18 protein-coding genes and 1 pseudogene are annotated in these 18,578 nt (G+C 72.5%); 7 read left to right on the forward strand and 12 right to left on the reverse strand.

Going from position 1 to position 18,578, the window contains the following annotated elements; all coding sequences use genetic code 11:
• The first annotated feature begins 23 nt into the window (after positions 1-23).
• Together AB0D59_RS40365 and AB0D59_RS40370 are read left to right on the forward strand one after the other, a co-directional pair.
• Positions 24-839 (forward strand): DeoR/GlpR family DNA-binding transcription regulator, encoded by an 816-nt coding sequence (locus tag AB0D59_RS40365; protein ID WP_351712876.1) that lies wholly within the window; start codon positions 24-26, stop codon positions 837-839.
• Positions 840-906: 67 nt separating this feature from the next.
• Positions 907-1,365: an SRPBCC family protein gene (locus AB0D59_RS40370; RefSeq protein ID WP_362576189.1), complete on the forward strand. Its 459-nt coding sequence runs from the start codon at positions 907-909 to the stop codon at positions 1,363-1,365.
• A 49-nt stretch (positions 1,366-1,414) separates the two neighbouring features.
• On the opposite strand, the gene AB0D59_RS40375 is transcribed toward AB0D59_RS40370, so the two are convergent.
• A complete protein-coding gene (locus AB0D59_RS40375; protein ID WP_362576191.1) occupies positions 1,415-2,539 on the reverse strand; it encodes a PLP-dependent cysteine synthase family protein in 1,125 nt (374 codons plus the stop codon).
• Positions 2,540-2,898: 359 nt separating this feature from the next.
• Between AB0D59_RS40375 and AB0D59_RS40380 the strand changes: the two genes are divergently transcribed.
• Together AB0D59_RS40380 and AB0D59_RS40385 are read left to right on the forward strand one after the other, a co-directional pair.
• Positions 2,899-3,222, forward strand: a complete 324-nt coding sequence (locus AB0D59_RS40380; RefSeq protein ID WP_362576193.1) for a hypothetical protein — start codon at positions 2,899-2,901, stop codon at positions 3,220-3,222.
• 183 nt (positions 3,223-3,405) lie between these two features.
• A pseudogene (locus tag AB0D59_RS40385) lies at positions 3,406-3,807 on the forward strand (ATP-binding protein); the annotation flags it as partial.
• Between the two features lie 312 nt (positions 3,808-4,119).
• Here AB0D59_RS40385 and AB0D59_RS40390 read toward each other — a convergent pair.
• The 4 genes from AB0D59_RS40390 to AB0D59_RS40405 form a co-directional block, all read right to left on the reverse strand.
• Positions 4,120-6,681 carry an FtsX-like permease family protein gene (locus AB0D59_RS40390; protein WP_362576195.1) on the reverse strand — a complete coding sequence of 854 codons (2,562 nt, stop codon included), beginning with the start codon at positions 6,679-6,681 and terminating at the stop codon, positions 4,120-4,122.
• Positions 6,678-7,427, reverse strand: coding sequence for an ABC transporter ATP-binding protein (locus tag AB0D59_RS40395; protein WP_362576197.1), 750 nt, complete (start codon positions 7,425-7,427; stop codon positions 6,678-6,680). Before AB0D59_RS40395 ends, AB0D59_RS40390 begins: the two co-directional genes overlap by 4 nt.
• Positions 7,424-7,714 carry an SHOCT domain-containing protein gene (locus AB0D59_RS40400; protein WP_362576199.1) on the reverse strand — a complete coding sequence of 97 codons (291 nt, stop codon included), beginning with the start codon at positions 7,712-7,714 and terminating at the stop codon, positions 7,424-7,426. Before AB0D59_RS40400 ends, AB0D59_RS40395 begins: the two co-directional genes overlap by 4 nt.
• Before the next feature lie 183 nt (positions 7,715-7,897).
• Positions 7,898-9,370, reverse strand: coding sequence for a ketol-acid reductoisomerase (locus AB0D59_RS40405; RefSeq protein WP_362576201.1), 1,473 nt, complete (start codon positions 9,368-9,370; stop codon positions 7,898-7,900).
• 89 nt (positions 9,371-9,459) lie between these two features.
• Between AB0D59_RS40405 and ilvY the strand changes: the two genes are divergently transcribed.
• On the forward strand, positions 9,460-10,314 hold the full coding sequence (ilvY, locus tag AB0D59_RS40410; protein ID WP_362576203.1) for an HTH-type transcriptional activator IlvY: 855 nt from the start codon (positions 9,460-9,462) through the stop codon (positions 10,312-10,314).
• A gap of 4 nt (positions 10,315-10,318) precedes the next feature.
• Here ilvY and AB0D59_RS40415 read toward each other — a convergent pair whose 3' ends face one another.
• Entirely contained in the window at positions 10,319-11,554 is a 1,236-nt protein-coding gene (locus AB0D59_RS40415; RefSeq protein WP_362576205.1) for an ROK family protein, read from the reverse strand.
• Between the two features lie 149 nt (positions 11,555-11,703).
• A complete protein-coding gene (locus tag AB0D59_RS40420) occupies positions 11,704-12,354 on the reverse strand; it encodes an alpha-ketoglutarate-dependent dioxygenase AlkB (RefSeq protein ID WP_362576207.1) in 651 nt (216 codons plus the stop codon).
• Between the two features lie 68 nt (positions 12,355-12,422).
• Between AB0D59_RS40420 and AB0D59_RS40425 the strand changes: the two genes are divergently transcribed.
• Positions 12,423-13,553, forward strand: coding sequence for a methyltransferase (locus AB0D59_RS40425; protein ID WP_362576209.1), 1,131 nt, complete (start codon positions 12,423-12,425; stop codon positions 13,551-13,553).
• 114 nt (positions 13,554-13,667) lie between these two features.
• Here AB0D59_RS40425 and AB0D59_RS40430 read toward each other — a convergent pair whose 3' ends face one another.
• Together AB0D59_RS40430 and AB0D59_RS40435 are read right to left on the reverse strand one after the other, a co-directional pair.
• Positions 13,668-14,546, reverse strand: a complete 879-nt coding sequence (locus tag AB0D59_RS40430) for a class II fructose-bisphosphate aldolase (RefSeq protein ID WP_362576211.1) — start codon at positions 14,544-14,546, stop codon at positions 13,668-13,670.
• A gap of 2 nt (positions 14,547-14,548) precedes the next feature.
• Positions 14,549-15,442 carry an SIS domain-containing protein gene (locus AB0D59_RS40435; RefSeq protein ID WP_362576213.1) on the reverse strand — a complete coding sequence of 298 codons (894 nt, stop codon included), beginning with the start codon at positions 15,440-15,442 and terminating at the stop codon, positions 14,549-14,551.
• Positions 15,443-15,565: 123 nt separating this feature from the next.
• Here AB0D59_RS40435 and AB0D59_RS40440 point away from each other — a divergent pair, with 123 nt between their 5' ends.
• Positions 15,566-16,345 (forward strand): DeoR/GlpR family DNA-binding transcription regulator, encoded by a 780-nt coding sequence (locus AB0D59_RS40440; protein ID WP_362576215.1) that lies wholly within the window; start codon positions 15,566-15,568, stop codon positions 16,343-16,345.
• A gap of 17 nt (positions 16,346-16,362) precedes the next feature.
• Here the strand turns inward: AB0D59_RS40440 and AB0D59_RS40445 are convergent, their stop codons facing one another.
• The 3 genes from AB0D59_RS40445 to AB0D59_RS40455 all read right to left on the reverse strand — a co-directional run bounded on the left by AB0D59_RS40445 (position 16,363) and on the right by AB0D59_RS40455 (position 18,544).
• Positions 16,363-16,758, reverse strand: coding sequence for a luciferase family protein (locus tag AB0D59_RS40445; RefSeq protein ID WP_362576217.1), 396 nt, complete (start codon positions 16,756-16,758; stop codon positions 16,363-16,365).
• 182 nt (positions 16,759-16,940) lie between these two features.
• A complete protein-coding gene (locus AB0D59_RS40450; RefSeq protein WP_362576219.1) occupies positions 16,941-17,870 on the reverse strand; it encodes a carbohydrate kinase family protein in 930 nt (309 codons plus the stop codon).
• Positions 17,867-18,544 carry a class II aldolase/adducin family protein gene (locus AB0D59_RS40455; protein WP_362576221.1) on the reverse strand — a complete coding sequence of 226 codons (678 nt, stop codon included), beginning with the start codon at positions 18,542-18,544 and terminating at the stop codon, positions 17,867-17,869. Before AB0D59_RS40455 ends, AB0D59_RS40450 begins: the two co-directional genes overlap by 4 nt.
• Positions 18,545-18,578: the final 34 nt, after the last annotated feature.

Genomic DNA, 18,578 nt, shown 5'->3' on the forward strand with positions numbered 1-18,578 from the left:
GAGGCGAGAGGACCGGAGCGTACGTGAGCGAGAACCAGAACCTCCTCGCGGAGCAGCGCCGCGCCCTGATCCTGGACGAGGTCCGGCGCCGGGGTGGCGTTCGGGTCAACGAACTGACCCGCAAGCTCGGCGTCTCGGACATGACCGTACGCCGGGACCTGGACGCGCTGGCGCGGCAGGGCGTGCTGGAGAAGGTGCACGGCGGCGCGGTACCGGTGGTCGAGGCGAGCACCCACGAGCCGGGGTTCGAGGCCAAGTCGGGGCTGGAGCTGACCGCCAAGGAGGACATCGCCCGGGCCGCCGCCGAACTGGTCGTACCGGGCACGGCGATCGCCCTGTCCGGCGGTACGACGACGTACGCGCTGGCCCATCAACTCCTTGAGGTCCCCGATCTGACCGTGGTGACGAACTCGGTGCGGGTCGCGGACGTCTTCCACGCGGCGCAGCGGGTCTCCGGGCAGCGGCAGGGAGCGGCGACCGTCGTCCTGACCGGCGGGGTGCGCACCCCGTCGGACTCGCTGGTCGGCCCGGTGGCGGACCAGGCGATCGGGGCACTCCACTTCGACCTGCTGTTCCTCGGGGTGCACGGCATATCGGTGGAGGCCGGCCTGTCCACGCCGAACCTCGCGGAGGCGGAGACCAACCGGCGCCTGGTGCAGTCGGCCCGACGGGTCGTGGTGGTCGCCGACCACACCAAGTGGGGCACGGTGGGCCTGAGTTCGTTCGCCAAGCTGGAGCAGGTCGACACACTGGTCACGGACGCCGGGCTGCCGGCCGCGGCGCGTGCGGAGATCTCCGAACACCTGCGCCGCCTGGTGGTGGCGGGCGAAACCGACTGAGGGTGCAGACAGCTGACGGGCCGTCAGCTACCTTTTCGGGACAGCGTCTCACGAGGAGGTCGGCCCGGTGGCTCACCAACTGCGCCCGGTGGGACTCGACTTCGTCGAGACCGCACCCGTACGGCTCGTGTTCGGGCGGGAGATGACGGCAGCGCCGGAGACGGTCTTCCGGGCCCTGGCGGAGGACGTGCCGGGCTGGTCGCAGTGGCTCACCGGGGTGAAGTCGGCCCGCCGGACGGAGCACGGCCGTGAAGTCCGGCTCCAGGGCGGCGTGCGCTTCGAGGAGACGGTGATCGCGTCAAAGGCGCCCGAGGTGTACGTCTACCGGGTCGACGTGGCGAACGTACCGGGCGCGAGGGCATGGCTGGAGGAGTGGCGCCTCATAGCGTCCGGCACCGGGACGCGGGTGCGGATGACGTTCGCACTGGACGGTACGGCGCTGTTCCGGGCGATGTGCCGACTGGCGGCGCCGGGCATGGGCCGGGCGATCCGCGAGGGGATACGGGCCTTGGACAGGAGGCTGTGAACGCCGCGGTCCACAGCGCCCACAGCTTCAGGCGGCGCGGCACGCCCGTTCATTCCGGCCACACCCCGGTCGCCAGCAACGCCTCGATCGCAGCCGCGCAGGGAGCGATGTCCAGCCCCTGCTCCTCCAGCCAGGAATCCGAGTAGTACTTGTCGAGATACCGGTCCCCCGGATCGCACAGCAGTGTCACCACGCTCCCCGTGCGCCCCGCCGCCACCATCTCGGAGACGATCTTCAGCGCACTCCACAGCCCGGTCCCGGTGGAACCGCCCGCCTTCCGCCCGATCGCCCGCTCCAGCGCCCGCACCGCCGCCACGCTCGCCGCGTCCGGCACCTTCATCATCCGGTCGATGGCCCCGGGCACGAAACTGGGCTCCATCCGCGGCCGGCCGATGCCCTCGATCCGGGACCCGCAGTCGCAGGTGACGTCCGGATCGCCGGTGGTCCAGCCCTCGAAGAAGCAGGAGTTCTCGGGGTCGGCGACACAGATCCGGGTATCGCGCTGGGTGTAGTGGACATAGCGCGCCAGGGTCGCGGACGTACCGCCGGTCCCCGCCGTGGCGACGATCCACGCCGGCTCCGGGAACCGCTCCAACTCCAGCTGACGGAAGATGGATTCGGCGATGTTGTTGTTGCCGCGCCAGTCCGTGGCCCGTTCGGCGTAGGTGAACTGGTCCATGTAGTGGCCGCCGGTCTCCACCGCGAGGCGCGCGGACTCCTCGTACATCTTCCGGGGGTCGTCCACGAAGTGGCACCGGCCGCCGTGGAATTCGATGAGCCGGCACTTCTCGGAGCTGGTGGTCCGCGGCATGACGGCGATGAAGGGCACGCCGATCAGCTTGGCGAAGTACGCCTCGGAGACCGCCGTCGAGCCGCTGGACGCCTCGATCACGGGACGGCCCGGCCGGATCCAGCCATTGCACAGACCGTAGAGGAAGAGCGAGCGGGCCAGCCGGTGCTTGAGGCTTCCTGTGGGATGGGTCGACTCGTCCTTGAGGTAGAGGTCGATGCCCCACGCCTCGGGCAGCGGGAAGCGCAGCAGGTGGGTGTCCGCCGAGCGGTTCGCGTCCGCCTGGACCTTGCGGACGGCTTCTTTGAGCCAGTCGCGGTACCCGGCGTCGCTGTGGTCGACGTCGAGGGTGGCGCCGGTGCGGATCTGCGGGGTGGTGCTCACGGCGGGCTCCTTACGCTGGGCGCCGACGGCGTCCGAGCGCGGCCGGCACACCGATCATAAACACCTTTCACACAGCTTCTCACCTGCATAAACGCATCTTTGAGCGCCTCAAAGGCCCCCTGTGGCACGGTGGCTCGAATCCTTCGGGGGGCGCATTGCCGCGAGTGCTCCGGGCGCCCCCTGCCCGGCGGCCCGTGCGCACTGGTGCTCCTCGTCGAGGGCGGGCAGACTGCCACCGGACGGGACGAACGTCCCGAACGGGGGCGCACACTGGATCACGTACACGAGCCGGAGCGCGCCGGCCGGGGCCACAAGCTCGCGGGCCGGTGACCGAGGTACTCGAAAAGGGGCGGGGCAGAATGGCGGAGCCGGAGTTCACGGCGAAGGGCGTGCGGATCGACAAGCGGCTGCGTTCGCTCACCCGGGCCGGGCAGGTCCGGATAAGGGACGGCAGGCTGCAACTGCTGACCAGCTACGGCAGCGAGATCGACAGCGCGCCCGTGCAGGCGGTACGGGCCTCGAAGCCGTGGTTCGCGTCGGAGGACCGGGCTCTGGCCGACCTGAACGGCCAGCGCTACTCCCTCACCCTCGGCGACCACGATCCGGCGCCGGGCGAGCCCGGGCCGCCCGCGGCGCGCCGCTTCATCGAGGCGGTACGGCGGGCCGCCGGGCGTGACCACTGAACCACGGCGAGTTGCGGGACCATGCGCATTGGGTCACGCTTGTCTCACGTCACTCTGGGTTTACCGGCGATAACGCTGCGAACCAGCCCGCCGGCCACAACAGCAGGCGGCCCCATGGACGGCGGCGCCCTGCTGGATCCGTTCTCCGTGTTCTTCCGGACCTCACGTCGGGGAGTCGCAGTCGTGATCGAACACCCAAGCAGACACTGCTCGGTGGAGCTCCAAGCCCTGCCCGCGCGGATCGGACAGATCCGCAGAATCGTATCTGCACAGTTGCGCTACTGGCATCTGGACCCGTTGATCGACCGGGCCGCGCTCGGTGTGACCGAGTTGCTGACCAACGTCCACCGACACGCCCAACCCGACAAGAACTGCACCGTGGAGATCGAGCTCCAGCTCGACCGGCTCACGGTGTCGGTCCGTGACCACGATCCCCGTCTGCCGGTGGTCGAGGACGGCACGGACGTCGCGCCGATGGCCACCTGCGGCCGGGGCCTGGCGATGGTGGCCGCGGTCAGCGAGAGCTGGGGAGTACGGCCGCACGACGACGGCAAGGTCGTGTGGTTCACCCTGCCCGCGCCGACCGCCACACCGAAGGCGGACCGCCCGCAGCGCCGTACGGCCGAGCCGGCAACCCGGCATGTCGTCGCGGCGGGTCCGGTGGCCACCGGTGCGCCCGCTGCCGGGCACGCGACCGCCGGCGCCCCCGCCACCGAACCGGTCGGCGTCAGTGCCTCCGCTGCCGCACTCACGGCCGCCGGAGCCTCCGCTGCCGTACCCGCGACCGCCGGAGCCTCCGCTGCCGTACCCGCGACCGCCGGTGCCCCTGACACCGCACGCGCTCCCGCCCGCTCGGCTGTCGCCAGTTGAGCGGGCGGTGAGTTTCCTTTCCGGGCGCTACTCCACGGCGATGGCCCGCAGCACGTCCAGGCGGGCCGCCCGCCGGGCCGGGCGCAGGCCAGCCAGAGCTCCCGCCGCCACGCCCACCAGCGCGACGACGGCCAGCTGGACGGGCGGGACGGCGAAGGCGAACGCCGTGTCGCTCGTGCCGTCCGAGGCCCTCACCAGGACCCAGCCGAGGAAGGCGCCGAGGCCGAGCCCGCCGGCCGTGCCGAAGGCGGCGACCAGGACCGACTCCCAGCGGACCATGGCCCGCAGTTGGCGGCGGGTCTGGCCGACGGCCCGCAACAGGCCCAGTTCCCGGGTGCGTTCGTGGATCGCGAGGGTCAGCGTGTTGGCGATACCGAGCAGGGCGATGAGGACGGCGAGTGCGAGCAGCGCGTAGACCAGGGTGAGCATCATGTCGATGCCGCCGGCCGAGGACTGCGCGTACTCGTCCCGGGTCTGCACCTGCGGGTTGCCGTACCGTGCGGCCACTTTCGCCACCGCCGCCCTGCCCGTGGCGGCGCTCACTCCGGGCCTGAGGGTGACGGCCACCAGGGTGTCGGAGTCCTGGATGCGGTGCGGGGCCCAGGCGGCACGGGTGATGACGTAGTCACCGGCGAGCTCGGACCGGCCGTAGACCGCGCGGACGGTGAAGTCCTGCCGCTTGCCGTCGGTGAAGGTGAGCCGGGCGGTGTCGCCGGTGTGCAGGTGCTGCCGGTCGGCCTCCGTCCGGGTGAGGGCGATGCCGTCGGTACCGAGCCGGGTGAGTGAACCCTGGACGGTGCCGAGGTCGAAGGTGCGGGCGAGGGCGGCGGGGTCGGTGACCGTCAGTGCCCGTCCCCTGCCCTCCACTTCGGCGACCCCGCGGCCGAGTCCGACGGCGGTGTCCACCTCCGGGAGGCGCTGGAGCACCGGTGCCAGGCGGGGGCTGAGTCCGCTGCCGCCCGCGCCGAAGGACGGGTTGCTGACGGCGAGGTCGCCGGCGAAGGACCGGGAGACCGTCTGGTCCATGGTCGCCTTCAGGGACGCGCCGAACACGGTGAACAGCGAGACGACGGCCACGCCGATCATCAGTGCGCTCGCGGTGGCGGCGGTCCGCTTGGGGCTGCGCAGCGCGTTGCGGCGGGCCAGCGCGCCGGTCACTCCGCGCAGCCGGCCGAGCGGGCCGCCGAGCAGGCGTACGGCCGTGGTGGCGGCGACCGGGCCCAGGATCACGAAGGAGACCAGGGCCAGCAGCGCGCCGAGTCCCGCGAGCCAGACGGACGGAAGGGCCAGGACGCCGGTGAGGGCGAAGGCGACGGCCAGGGCGCCCAGGCCGGCTCCGACGACCGCACGGAGGCCGGACGCGCCCGAGGAGTCGACGGCGGTCTCGCGCAGGGCGGCCAGCGGGGCGGTGCGTCCGGCGCGTACGGCCGGCAGCAACGCGGAGCCGAGGCAGACGACGACACCGACCGCGAGCGGGAGGGCCATCGAGAACGCCTTGACCACCAGGTCGCCGCCGGGGAAGGGGAATCCGATCGCAGGGAAGAGCGCCTGCAGCCCGGCGGCGATCCCGATGCCGCCCGCGAGCCCGGCGGCGGACGCCACGACGGCCACGGCGCTCGCCTCTGTCAGGGTCGTCGCGGTCACCTGGCCGCGGGAGGCGCCGAGGGCGCGCAACAGGGCGTTCTCCCGGGTGCGTTGGGCGACGACGATGGCGAAGGTGTTGTGGATGGAGAAGGTCGCGACCAGCAGGGCGATCCCGGAGAAGACGAGCAGGAGGGTCGTGAAGACGGTCAGGAACCGGCTGGAGATCATGTCGGTGTTCTCCTGGGCCGACTCCTGGCCGGTGATCGCCTCGACTCCCTTGGGAAGCACCGGAGTCAGCCGGTCGACCAGCTCCTGCTGACCGACCCCCGGTCCGGCCCGCACGAGGATGCCCGCAGCCTCGCCGGGCCTGGCGGTGAGGTACTTCTCGGCGTCGGCCCGTGTCATGCCGGTGAAGGTCACCTGGGCCATGCCGTCCTCGCCGCCGAAGGTCGCGAGGCCGACGATGGTCACCTCGACCGGGTCGGGGGTGCGCAGCACGGTCGTGTCGCCGATCTTCAGGCCGCCCTTCTTCGCGGCACCTCGGTTGACCACGACCTCTCCGGACCGGGCGGGGGCACGGCCCTCGGCGATCCGGTAGGAGTTGAGCCCCGGGTCGGTGATCCAGTTGCCGGCCAGCGTGGGCGGCCCCTTGCCGCCGATGGGTTTGCCGTCGGCGCCGACCAGTTGGCCGGCGCCCTGGATGTCCGGGGCGGCGGCCGCGACGCCGGGCACCTGCTCGACGGTCCGCGCCAGGGAGGTCGGCACGGGCTGTCGTACGCCCTGGGCCTCGCCCGGTGTGGTGATGGCGTCGGCGCCGCGCACCACGGCGTCCGTGCCCCTGGTGGCCTCGCCGAACATCGAGTCGAAGCTGGCGCGCAGGGTGTCGCCCATGACCAGGGTGCCGGCCAGGAAGGCGACCCCCAGGAACACGGCGAGGAAGGTGCCGGCGAACCGGCGCCGGTGGGCGCGCAGCGAGGACAGGCTCAGTCGTACGGACGCGTTCATGACCGCACCTCGAAGGCCTTCATCCGGTCCAGGACGGTGTCGGCGGTCGGGGACTCCATGCGGTCGACCAGGCGCCCGTCGGCGAGGAAGACGACCTCGTCGGCGTGGGCGGCGGCCACCGGGTCGTGGGTGACCATGACGACCGTGCGGCCCGTCCGCCGTACCGCGTCGCCGAGCAGGCCGAGGACCTCGGCGCCGGAGCGGGAGTCGAGGTTGCCGGTGGGCTCGTCGGCGAAGACGACCTCCGGGCGGCCGGCGAACGCCCGTGCCACGGCCACGCGTTGCTGCTGGCCGCCGGAGAGTTCGCTGGGGCGGTGGTGCAGCCGGTCGCGCAGCCCGACGACCTCGACGAGTGCGTCGATCCACTCCGGGTCGCCGCGCCCGCCCGCCAGGTCCAGCGGCAGGGTGATGTTCTCCGCGACGGTCAGCGTCGGCACCAGGTTGAACGCCTGGAAGACGAAGCCGATCCGGTCGCGGCGCAGCAGGGTCAGCCGCCGGTCGTCGAGCGAGCCCAGTTCGGTGTCGCCGATCCAGGCGGTGCCCGAGGTGAGGGTGTCGAGGCCGGCCGCGCAGTGCATCAGGGTGGACTTGCCGGAGCCCGACGGGCCCATGATGGCGGTGAAGCGTCCTTCCGGGAACGCCACGTCCACGCCGTCCAGGGCGCGTACGGCGGTGTCGCCGGAGCCGTACGTCTTCACGGCGCCCATGACCCGGGCCGCGGCCCGTACCTCGGTGGTCGTGGTCATGCCGCGCCGCCCTTGCCGATGCGGCCGAACTGCTCCTCCAGAACGGACAGTCGCCGCCAGTACTCGTCCTCGTCGATCTCGCCGGAGGCGAAGCGGCGGCCGAGGACGGCGAGCGGCGAGTCGCCGGCCGGGCGTCCGGCGTCCGCCGGGCGCCAGGGGCCGCCGCGCCCGCGCCACGCGGTGCGGCGCAGGACGGTGACGACGCCGATCACGACGGCCGCCCAGATCAGCGGGAAGAACAGGATCCACGGGCCGGGCCCGCCGTCCCAGTTCGCCAGGGTCTCCATCTCGGTTCAACTCCCTTGCCGAAAGGTCTCGGTGTGTTGCATCGAGACTGGCTCCGGGGAGGGGTCCGGGTCGTCGTGCGGCCGGCGGCAGTCGCCGTACCTCCCGGGGAGTACACGGCGGGGGTGGGGCTGCTCCCGCCAGGGTTGGCGTTCTGTAAACCGGGCCTTCGCCGTCGACTGGGGTCAGCCGACCGAGATGTCGACCGACGGCCGGAGTTTCGCGGCGGCGGACAGGGCCTCGTGGGCCGGGTGGGTGTCGAAGTTGGTCAACAGGGTCTGGTCGGCAGGGAGTTCGGCGTTCGGGTAGGCGATCTGCTCGAAGGACGCCTGGAAGCGGGGGCCCCAGCGGCGGGTGCCGAGGCGGGCCGTGCGGGAGCAGTTGTCGACCATGTACGCCACGTCCCGGGCGTGCATGTAGGGCAGCAGTGAGTCGACCGCCTCGATGACGGACTCGTTGACGATCTCGGACCAGGGGTGGCCGCGCTCGGCGAACTCGTCGATCTGCGCCATCATCGCGGCGACGAACACACCGGCGGTGAACGGCTCGACCGACAACTCCCGTTCGCCACGCCGGGCGCGGACCCGCTCCCCCGCCGCCCACATCGGGGAGCCGCCGATCCGGCTCATCTCCCGCTTCCCGAGCCGCCGTTCGGCCAGGATGACACTGCGCAGCTCGGTGCCGTCGGCCACCTCGTCGTAGATCTCGGCGACGAGTTCACGGGCCGGCCCGTACGTCGCCGTGTACGCGCGGTCGAAGACCTCGCGCCCGGCGGCGTCGAGGTCCTCGCGGACGGCCCGGAGTCCGGCCCGGGAGATCGTCCGGGCGATCGGACCGGTCACGTTCTCGCAGGACCGCTCGTAGGCCGTCACCTCGTCGTCCCCGGCCAGCCGGTAGTGGCTGTACAGGCTCTCCACGATGCCGTGCACGGCACCGAGCAGAATGGCGCGTTCGCCGACGATGTCGGAGCGGTACTCGCTCGCCAGCGTGGTGCGGAAGGTGTACGGCGCTCCGAGCGCGACCGACCAGCCGAGGGCGAGGTCGGTGGCCCGGCCGTCCGGGTCGGCGTGCACGGCGAAACTGCTGTTGATCCCGGCGCCGTTGATCTCGGCGCCCTGTTCGTAGAGGCGGCGCACGGAGTCACCCATGCCCTTGGGGCAGACGGCGATCACGCCGTGCCCGGCGGGGAAGTCGCCGCCGGTCTCCCGCAGATGGCCGAGCAGGAAGCCGTGCGAGAGCCCGATGACCGCGCCAGGCTTGAGCGCGGCGAAGATCTCCTCGTGGTGGGCGGCGAGCGCGGCGTCGGCGATCAGCAGCAGGAGCAGGTCGCTGTCGGCGGCGACGGCGAGCCAGTCGCCGAGGGTGCCGTTCTCCTCGGTGAAGCCGTGCGCGCGGGCGTCGGCGGCCGAGGCGGAGCCCGGGCGCAGCCCGACCGCGACCGTGATGTCCGTACCGGCGAGGGAGTCGCGCAGGTTGCGCGCCTGGGCGCGACCCTGGGGGCCCCAGCCGAGGACTCCGATCCTGCCGACCCCGGCGAACGCCTGGGGCAGCAGCGGGAAAAGGTGCCGGCCGCCGCGCAGGATGGTCTCCGTGCCGCCGGGCACGTCCATGGTTTCGAGTGCGAAGACACGGGAGGTGTGAGTGCTCGTGAGGGTCATGGTCGAGTTGTAGGGTCCCGGCGAGTATTGCGGCAAGCGCAACTTTCGCAGCGTACCGTTGCGGATCATGAAAGGACCTGGTCACAGGCGTGCGGGACGATCACCGTGAGCTGCGGCTCTTCCTCCATCTGACGCAGTCGCTGAACTTCGGGCGGACCAGCCTGGACTGCCATGTCAGCCCGGCGACACTCACCCGGACCGTCCAGCGGCTGGAGGCCGACCTGGGCCACCGGCTGTTCGACCGGGGACCGCGCGGGGTGTCGCTGACGGCGGAGGGCCACCGCTTCCGCGAATACGCCGTGCGGGCACTGGAGTTGTGGCGGGCCTACCGCGACGAACACCCCGATCCGGCCGAACTCGTCGGCAGGCTGACGGTGTTCGCCACCGTGACCGCCTGCCAGGCCCTGCTGCCCGACCTGTTGGCGCCGTTCCGGGTCGCACATCCCCAGGTGCGGCTCGATCTGCGGACCGGGGACGCGGCGGCCGCGCTGGCCCGGCTCGACGAGGGCGAAGCCGACGTGGCGGTCGCCGGGATCCCGGCGCGGCTGCCGGAACCCCTGGTCAGCCGGACGGTCACGGTCACCGACCTGGTTCTGGTCACCGCGCGCGACCGGCCGGATCCGGGCCTCGACGGCCCGTTCGTCCTGCCGCACCGCGGCCTGGTGCGCGAGGCGGCCGACCGCTGGTTCCGCGCGCGGGGCGGGCCCGCGGACATCGCCTGCGAACCGGAGGGCCACGAAGCCCTGTTGGCCCTGGTCGCCCTGGGCTGCGGCACGGGTGTGGTGCCGCGACTGGTGCTGGACCACAGCGCGGTACGGGACCGGCTGGCGGTGGTCCCGGCCGCTCCGGCGCCGGAGCGGTTCCCGATCGGGTTGTGCGTGCGGCGGCCCGATCTGCGGCGGCCGCTGGTGGCGGCGCTGTGGAGCCTCACGGCTCAGTGGTAGGCCGTCACCGCAGCGCCCCCAGCGGATCGTCCAGCACCGGCTGCCACGCCAACTCGGCGGCTCCCACCAGGCTGTTGTGGCTCAGCGTGCACGGCAGGATCGGTACGCCACCGCTCTGGCCCCACAGGCTGCGGTCGGCGACGACGGCACGCAGCCGCTCGGGGTCGGCGTCCAGCAGGGTGCGGTGCAGGCCGCCGAGGATGATGCGGTCGGGGTTCAGGATGTTGACCAGGCCGGCCAGGCCCAGGCCGAGGCGGTCGATCAGGGCCTCGGCGGCCCTGCGAACGGCCGGGTCGGCGTAGTGGTCGCGGACCAGGTCCTCGGCCTGCCGGAGCAGCGACACCTCGGGGCCGGGTTCGCGGCCCGCCTCGATGAGCAGGGCCAGCGGATCCGCCTCGACGTCCAGGCAGCCCCGGCTGCCACAGTGGCAGGGGCGGCCCTCGGGGTTGACGGTGAGGTGGCCGACCTCCAGGGCCAGTCCCGAACTCCCCGTGTGCAGACGGCCGTCGAGGACGAGCGCGCCGCCGACGCCCCGGTGCCCGGTGGCCACGCACAGCAGATCGCGGGCGCCCCTGCCCGCGCCGTGCCGGTGCTCAGCGAGCGCGGCGAGGTTCACGTCGTTGCCCGCGAAGGCCGGCCCGGTGATTCCGGCCGCGCGCACGCACTCCGCGAAGATCCGGCGCACCGGCGCGCCCACCGGCCAGGCCAGGTGGAGGGGGTTGAGGGCGAGGCCCTCCGGTTCGGCGACGGCGGACGGTACGGCGAGACCGGCGCCGACGCAGCGCAGGCCGGTGGTGCGGAGCAGGTCGGCGCCCGCCTCCACCACCGAGCCGAGCACCTTCGCCGGGTCGGCGTCGACGGTCTCGCAGCCGGGGGCGGTGGCGACGATCCGGCCGCCCAGGCCGACCAGCGCGGCCCGGAAGCCGTCGGCGTGGACCTGGGCGGCGAGGGCGACGGGGCCGTGTTCGGCGACCTCGAGGCGGTGCGAGGGGCGGCCCTGCGAACCGGCCGCGGCGCCCGGGTGCGCGTCGACCCTGATCAGGCCGAGCGCCTCCAGCTCGGCGGCGACGGCGCCGGCCGTGGCCCGGGTGACGCCGAGTTCCGCGGTGAGTACGGCGCGGGTGGGAGCGCGGCCTGTGTGCACGAGTTCCAGTGCGGGGCCGAGTGCACCGCGCCCTCGGTCCAACCGGGTCTTCGAGGTCCCTTCCCCCGTCGGGCGGGGGGCCGACTTGCCGCTCATGAGAGCGAGTCTCCCATGATCCGTAGCTTTGCTCGGTCGCGAGCGTCGTGCGCGCAGTGCGGCATCGTCGTGGCTGGTCGCGCCCACGCGGCGGAGCCGTACATCGATTCAGTCCCGCGCCCCTGAAGGGGCGCTTCCCGCGAGGCGTCTCAAAAACCGCTCACCCTCAGCGTGACGTTCAGACGGCCGGTCAGGCCCAGCTCCGCCGGTGCCGTGCCCGGGTACACCCTCGGCACTCCGTGATAGGCGAGCCGCGACTCGCCCCCGAACACGAACAGGTCTCCCGAGCGCAGTTCCACGTCCGTGTACGGCTTCGTCCTGGTCCCGGTGTTCCCGAAGCGGAACACGCAGGTGTCCCCCAGGCTCAGCGACACCACCGGCGCGTCCGACTTCTCGTCGGCGTCCCGGTGCATGCCCATCCTGGCGTCGGCGTCGTAGAAGTTGATCAGTGCGATGTCGTACGACAATCCGCCCACCGCCTGCGGGCCCAGCGCGTCGGTCACCGCACTGCGGGCCAGTTCGTCGAGCCAGGCCGGGAAGGGCTTGACGGGCCTGCGGTCGCCGTCTACGACGGTGCGGGCGTAGGCGTACGGGTACCAGTGCCAGCCCAGGCAGACCTGGCGGGCGGTCATGGTGCCGCCCTGCGGAGTGCGGACCGTGCGCAGCCCGGCGGGTGGCCGGGCCCACTCCCGGCAGGCGTCCAGCAGCTCACGCTGCCGCCCCGCACTCAGCCAGTCGGGGACGTGCACGGCGCCCGGCGCGACCTGGGCGCACGCCCTCGGGAACAACTCGTCCTCCATGCCCCCCATCCTGCCCGACCGGGTCTGAGCTGCGGCTCCGCTAGCCTGGACGCACGATGAGCGACCGTATGACGACTGCGTGGGGCGAGTACGAGCTGTCCCGCTTCCCCCAGGATCCGAGCGACCGGCTGCGTGCCTGGGACGCCTCCGACGCGTATCTGCTGAGGCATCTGGCCGAGGAACGGACCGGGCTGTCCGGCACGGTCGTGGTCCTCGGTGACCGCTGGGGCGCGCTGGTCACCGCGCTGGCGGAACACCGGCCGACGCAGATCACCGACTCGTACCTGAGCCAGGAGGCGACCCGGGAGAACCTGGCGCGCGCGGGTGTCGAGACGGGCGCGGTGCGGCTGCTCACCACCCAGGATCCGCCGCCGGAGCGGGTGGACGTGCTGCTGGTGCGGGTGCCGAAGAGCCTGGCGCTGCTGGAGGACCAGTTGCTCAGGCTGGCGCCCGCCGTGCACGCGGACACGGTCGTGATCGGCACCGGGATGGTGAAGGAGATCCATACGTCGACGCTGCGGCTGTTCGAGCGGGTCCTCGGCCCGACCCGCACCTCGCTGGCCGAGCAGAAGGCCCGGCTGATCCACTGCGTCCCGGACCCCTCGCTTCGGCGGCCGGTGAATCCGTGGCCGTACAGCTACGAGCTCCCGGACGGGATCGGCGCGGTCTCCGGGCGTACGGTCGTCAATCACGCGGGGGTCTTCTGCGCCGACCGGCTCGACATCGGTACCCGGTTCTTCCTGCGGCATCTGCCCGAGGAGGGGCGCCGGATCGTGGACCTGGGATGCGGCAACGGGGTCGTCGGGACGGCGGTGGCGCTGGCCGATCCGACGGCCGAGGTGCTGTTCGTCGACGAGTCGTTCCAGGCGGTGGCCTCGGCGGAGGCCACCTACAAGGCCAACGGGGTGCCCGGTCACGCCGAGTTCCGGGTCGGAGACGGGCTGGCCGGGGTGGCGGCCGGGAGCGTGGACGTGGTGCTGAACAACCCGCCGTTCCACTCCCACCAGGCGACCACCGACGCGACGGCGTGGCGGATGTTCACCGGGGCGAAGCAGGCGCTGCGGCCGGGCGGCGAGCTGTGGGTGGTGGGCAACCGACACCTGGGCTATCACGTGAAGCTGCGCCGGCTGTTCGGCAACAGCCAACTGGTGGCGAGCGACCCGAAGTTCGTGGTGCTGAAGGCGGTCAAGCGGGACTAGTGCCGAGACAGGCGACGTTCGCCCCGCCGCGACGCCCGACACGCTCTCTCGCCGCACCGGCCGAAAGCCCAGGTACATCCAAGAGGCCGGGAGAACGCGCCGGACGCCGCTCCTTCACGGGCAGACGTCGCCTGCCGTGGGGCTGGTACCCAGGACGCCGATGATCCGCGTGACCTCCCGGGCCATCGCCTCCCTGCCGACGCTGAGGTACTTGCGGGAGTCGACCGCCTCGGGGTGGTCCGCGAGGAAGCGGCGGATCGCGGCGGTCATCGCCATGTTGAGCGCCGTGCCGACGTTGACCTTGGCGATGCCGCCGGCGACCGCGGCGACCAGGCCGTCGTCCGGGACTCCGGAGGAGCCGTGCAGGACGAGCGGTACGGGCACGGCGGCGGACAGGCGGGTGAGGAGGCCGTGGTCGAGGGCCGCGGTGCGGGTGGTCATGGCGTGTGCGCTGCCGATCGCCACGGCCAGCGCGTCGACCCCGGTGCCGGCCACGAAGGCCTGCGCCTCCCCGGGATCGGTGCGGGCGCCGGGCGCGTGCGCGTCCACCGGCGGGCGGCCGTCCTTGCCGCCGACCTCGCCCAACTCGGCCTCGATCCACAGGCCTTGGGTGTGCGCCCAGTGGACGGCCGTCGCGGTCGCGGCGAGGTTCTCGGCGTACGGCAGCCGGGAGGCGTCGTACATCACGGAGCTGAAGCCGGCCCCGGGCGCCTGCCGGAGCAGCTCGTCGCTCCGGACGTGGTCGAGGTGCAACGCGACGGGCACGCCGGCGCGTTCGGCGGCCGCGGTGGCTGCGCGGGCGAGCGGGAGCAGCCGTCCGTAGCGGAACTTGACGGCGTTCTCGCTGACCTGGAGGACCACGGGCGATCCGGCCGCCTCGGCGCCGGTGACGACGGCCTCCACATGCTCCAGGGTGATGACGTTGAACGCGGCGACGGCGGACCGGGCCTCGGCGGCCCGGGTCAGCAGCTCACCGGTGGCTGCGAGGGGCACGGTCACGCCTCCCCGGCCGGGGCGAGGATCACCGAGCGGGTGAGGTGGCGTGGCTTGTCGGGGTCGAGGCCTCGGGCGGCGGCGACGGCGACCGCGAGGCGCTGGGCGCGGACGAGTTCGGCCAGCGGGTCGAGGGCGCCCTCCATCCACAGTCCCCCGGTGGCGCGGACCTGTTCGGCGAGTCCGGCGGGCGCCGGGCCGAGCGTCCAGGTGGCCGTGGAGCGGGTGGTGATGCTGATCGGGCCGTGCCGGTACTCCATCGCCGGGTAGGCCTCGGTCCAGGACAGCGAGGCCTCGCGCATCTTCAGCCCGGCCTCGTTGGCGAGCCCGACGGTCCAGCCGCGCCCCAGGAAGGTGAACTGGGTGCACTCGACGAGCCCTGCCGGCAAGGGAGTCGAGAGCGCGGTGCGGGCGTCGGCCACCACCCTGTCGGTGTGCAGGCCGAGGTGGGCGCGCAGGAGGGTGAGGGCGCTGGTCGCGAACCGGGTCTGGACGACGGAGCGTTCGTCCGCGAAGTCCAGGACGACGAGGTCGTCGGCGGCCCGCAGCACCGGGGTGTCGGGGTCGGCGGTGATCGCGGCGGTGCGCACCCGACCCCTCAACTGCTCCAGCAGTTCGAGTACTTCGGTGGTGGTGCCGGACCGGGTCAGGGCGAGCACCCGGTCGTAGGAGCGTCCGTGCGGGAACTCCGAGGCGGGGAACGCGTCCGTCTCGCCCTGCCCCGCAGACTCGCGCAGTACCGCCGCCGCCTGGGCCATGAAGTACGACGTGCCGCATCCGACGATGGCGACCCGTTCTCCCGCCGCCGGCAGCGCCCCCGCGTGCCGCCCGGCCTCTTCCGCGGCGCGTATCCAGCACTCGGGCTGGCTGTACAGCTCGTCCTCGACATGCGTCATGCCGCACCCTCCCCGGATTTGATTGTTCTTGCAAGATAGAGGCAGCTTTCGAGCACAATCAAGCATTCGATGGAAGGCGGGGTGGGTTAGGGTCGCCGGGAGATCGAGGAACGGAGGCGGCGGATGTCGCGCGACGCCCGCTGGAAGGCGCTGCTTGAGCTGCTCGTGGAGCGTGGCCGGCTGGAGGTCGAGGAGGCGGCGGCCGAGCTGGCGGTGTCGGCGGCGACGATCCGCCGGGACCTCGACCAGCTCGCCGAGCAGCAGATGCTGGTGCGCACCCGGGGCGGGGCGGTGGTGCATGGGGTGTCGTACGAACTGCCGTTGCGCTACAAGACCGCCCGGCGGGCCTCGGAGAAGCAGCGGATCGCCAAGGCGGTGGCGGAACTGGTCGTGCCGGGCGAGGCGGTGGGGCTGACCGGCGGGACGACCACCACCGAGGTGGCCCGCGCCCTGGCCGTGCGCGGCGATCTCGGCACCGGCACACCGGCGCTGACGGTCGTCACGAACGCGCTCAACATCGCCAACGAGCTGGCCGTGCGCCCCCAGTTCAAGATCGTGGTGACGGGCGGGGTGGCGCGCCCGCAGTCGTACGAGCTCATCGGGCCGCTCGCGGACGGCGTGCTGGGTCAGATCACCCTTGATGTGGCGGTGCTCGGGGTGGTCGCCTTCGACGTCGTGCACGGGGCCGCGGCCCATGACGAGGCGGAGGCGGCGATCAACCGGCTGCTGTGCGAGCGCGCCGCCCGCGTGATCGTCGCCGCCGACTCCAGCAAGCTGGGCGGGCGGGCGTTCGCCCGGATCTGCGCGGCCGAGCTGGTGGACACGCTGGTGACGGACACGGCGGCGGCGCCGGAGGTGGTCCGCCCGTTCGAGGAGGCGGGGATCCGGGTCATGACCGTGTGACCCGGTGGCGGAATCTGTCACATACCGCTGGTGTCCGCGCTGACGAAGCCGGCGCCCCGCTGGTCGTTGCAGCCGAACACGGGCCGGTCGGCCGGGTCGGGCCAGCTCTGCCGGGCCTGGAGGGCGACGCTCACCAGAGTCAGCAGCAGATCGACGTCGCTCGCGGCGTCGAGTCGTATCGTCACCCACTGCGAGCCCGGGACGATGCGGATCGCCCCGGTGCTCCTGAGGTTCTTGGCGAAATGCCGGATGGCGTGGGTGGTGAGACGCAGGTCCACGTCGCGCTCCGAGTGGAAGTGCGCGATCTCGCCCTGCGACGAACTCACGGCCTGACCCAGACCACAGCTGGGTACCGCCTGGGTCAGGTCGGGCCAGGTCGCCAGTTGCGCAAGAGCGCGCGAGGCCAACGTCATGGGGCCATCATGGACCGCTCACTCTCCGGTAACCAACCAGCGAGCAGTTATTAACCGAGCTGTTGCCGGACTCTGTCCGAACACAAACACCTGGAACGAGTGAATATCCGCAGGATTTCAGTGATTCGAGGGACGAAAGGTACCTGTCGGATGTCCGGGACGGGCGTGGCCACCGTCACGCATTACGCACGCCTGACGCCGGTCGCCGCGAACGCGTCGGCGGCCGCGAGGTCGAAGTCCCCGTGGTCGCTGCCGAGGCCCTGGGCGACCAGTGCCGCCACGGCGTTGCCGAGCACCGCCGACTCCTGCGGGCTGCGGCCCAGCCCGGTGCCGTAGACGAATCCGGCGGAGAAGGCGTCGCCGCAGCCCGTGGTGTCCACGACGTCGATCTCGAAGGCGGGGACGGCCTCGGTGCCCTCCGCGGTGACCAGCAGCGCGCCGTCGGCGCCGCGGGTGACCGCGACCAGTCCGGCCCCGGCGCCGGCCAGCTTCTTCGCACCGGTCACCAGATCGTCCTCGCCGGAGAAGCCCAGCGCCTGGTCGTCGTTGGGGAGAAGGTGGTCGACGTACGGCAGGGCCGCCGCGATCTGCTCGAAGCTCCCGAGCACACCGGGTGCGAGGAGGTCCACGGAGGTCGTCACACCGTGCTCCTTGGCGAAGCGCAGGATGCGCGTGGCAGCCTCGACGCCGATCAACTCCGGTCCGCCGAGGTGGAGATGGCCGGCCTCGGCGAGAGCGTTCCAGGGCACGTCGTCGACGCCGTAGGTGATGTTGGCGCCGAGCAGATGGAGGGAGGGGCGGTCGCCGTTGGGGCGGATGGGCAGCACGCTCGCCGAGGTGGCGGTGTCGGTACGGCGGACGAGGAACCCGGTGTCGATTCCGGCCTTGGCCAGCAGCCGCACGAGCATGTCGCCGGTCGCGTCGGCGCCGATGGCCCCGGCGCTCTGCACGGTGGCACCGAGCTTGGCCAGGCTGAGCGCGGTGCCGCCGGCGGTCCCGGCGGCCGTCATCCTGATGTCCTCGACCAGCGTGGCGCCCTGCCCCTCGGGTATCGCGTCCACCGGCCGCACCAGCACGTCCAGCACATGCACGCCCATCGTGACGACCCTCATGGCCTGCCCTCCTCCAGGGATCGGGTGGTGCCGTAGTCGCGTGCGATCGCGGCCTCGATCACCGCGAGTTGCTGCTGCTCGTCGAGGACGCGGGGCGTTCCGATCGCCGCCGCGTGCTGGTAGACACCGCAGGCCCATTCGAGCAACAGGGCGTTCTCCACGGCCTTGTCGAGGGTCGGTCCGACGGTGACCGACCCGTGGCCGGACATCAGCGCGGCGCTGCGGCCGTCGAGCGCGGCGAGCACCGACTCGGCGAGTTCCGGCGTGCCGAAGGTGGCGTACGGCGCGACCCGCACGGTGCCGCCGAGGGCGAGCAACTGGTAGTGGATGCAAGGCAGTTCGTCGAGCACGCAGGAGAGGGCAGTGGCCATCGGGGCGTGGGTGTGGACGACCGCGCCGGCGCCGCGGCGCCGGTGGATCCCGAGATGCAGGTCGAGTTCGGAGGTCGGTTGCAGGGTCCCGGCGACGGCCTTGCCGTCGAGGTCGACCACCGTCACCTGGTCCGCGGTGAGTTGGGCGAGCACCGCCCCGGTCGCGGTGACCGCGACCCGGTCCCCCACCCGCACGCTGACGTTGCCCGCCGTTCCGATGAGCAGGCCCGCCGCTCCCAGACGACGACAGGCGTCCGCCACCGCGGCCCGCTCCTGGACCAGCGCGGAGGTTGAGTCCGTCATGGCCGCGAAGGTAACGTAAACCTGAACCAAAGTC

This window comes from Streptomyces sp. NPDC048417 (assembly GCF_040651615.1).
Classification (GTDB): Bacteria; Actinomycetota; Actinomycetes; order Streptomycetales; family Streptomycetaceae; genus Streptomyces.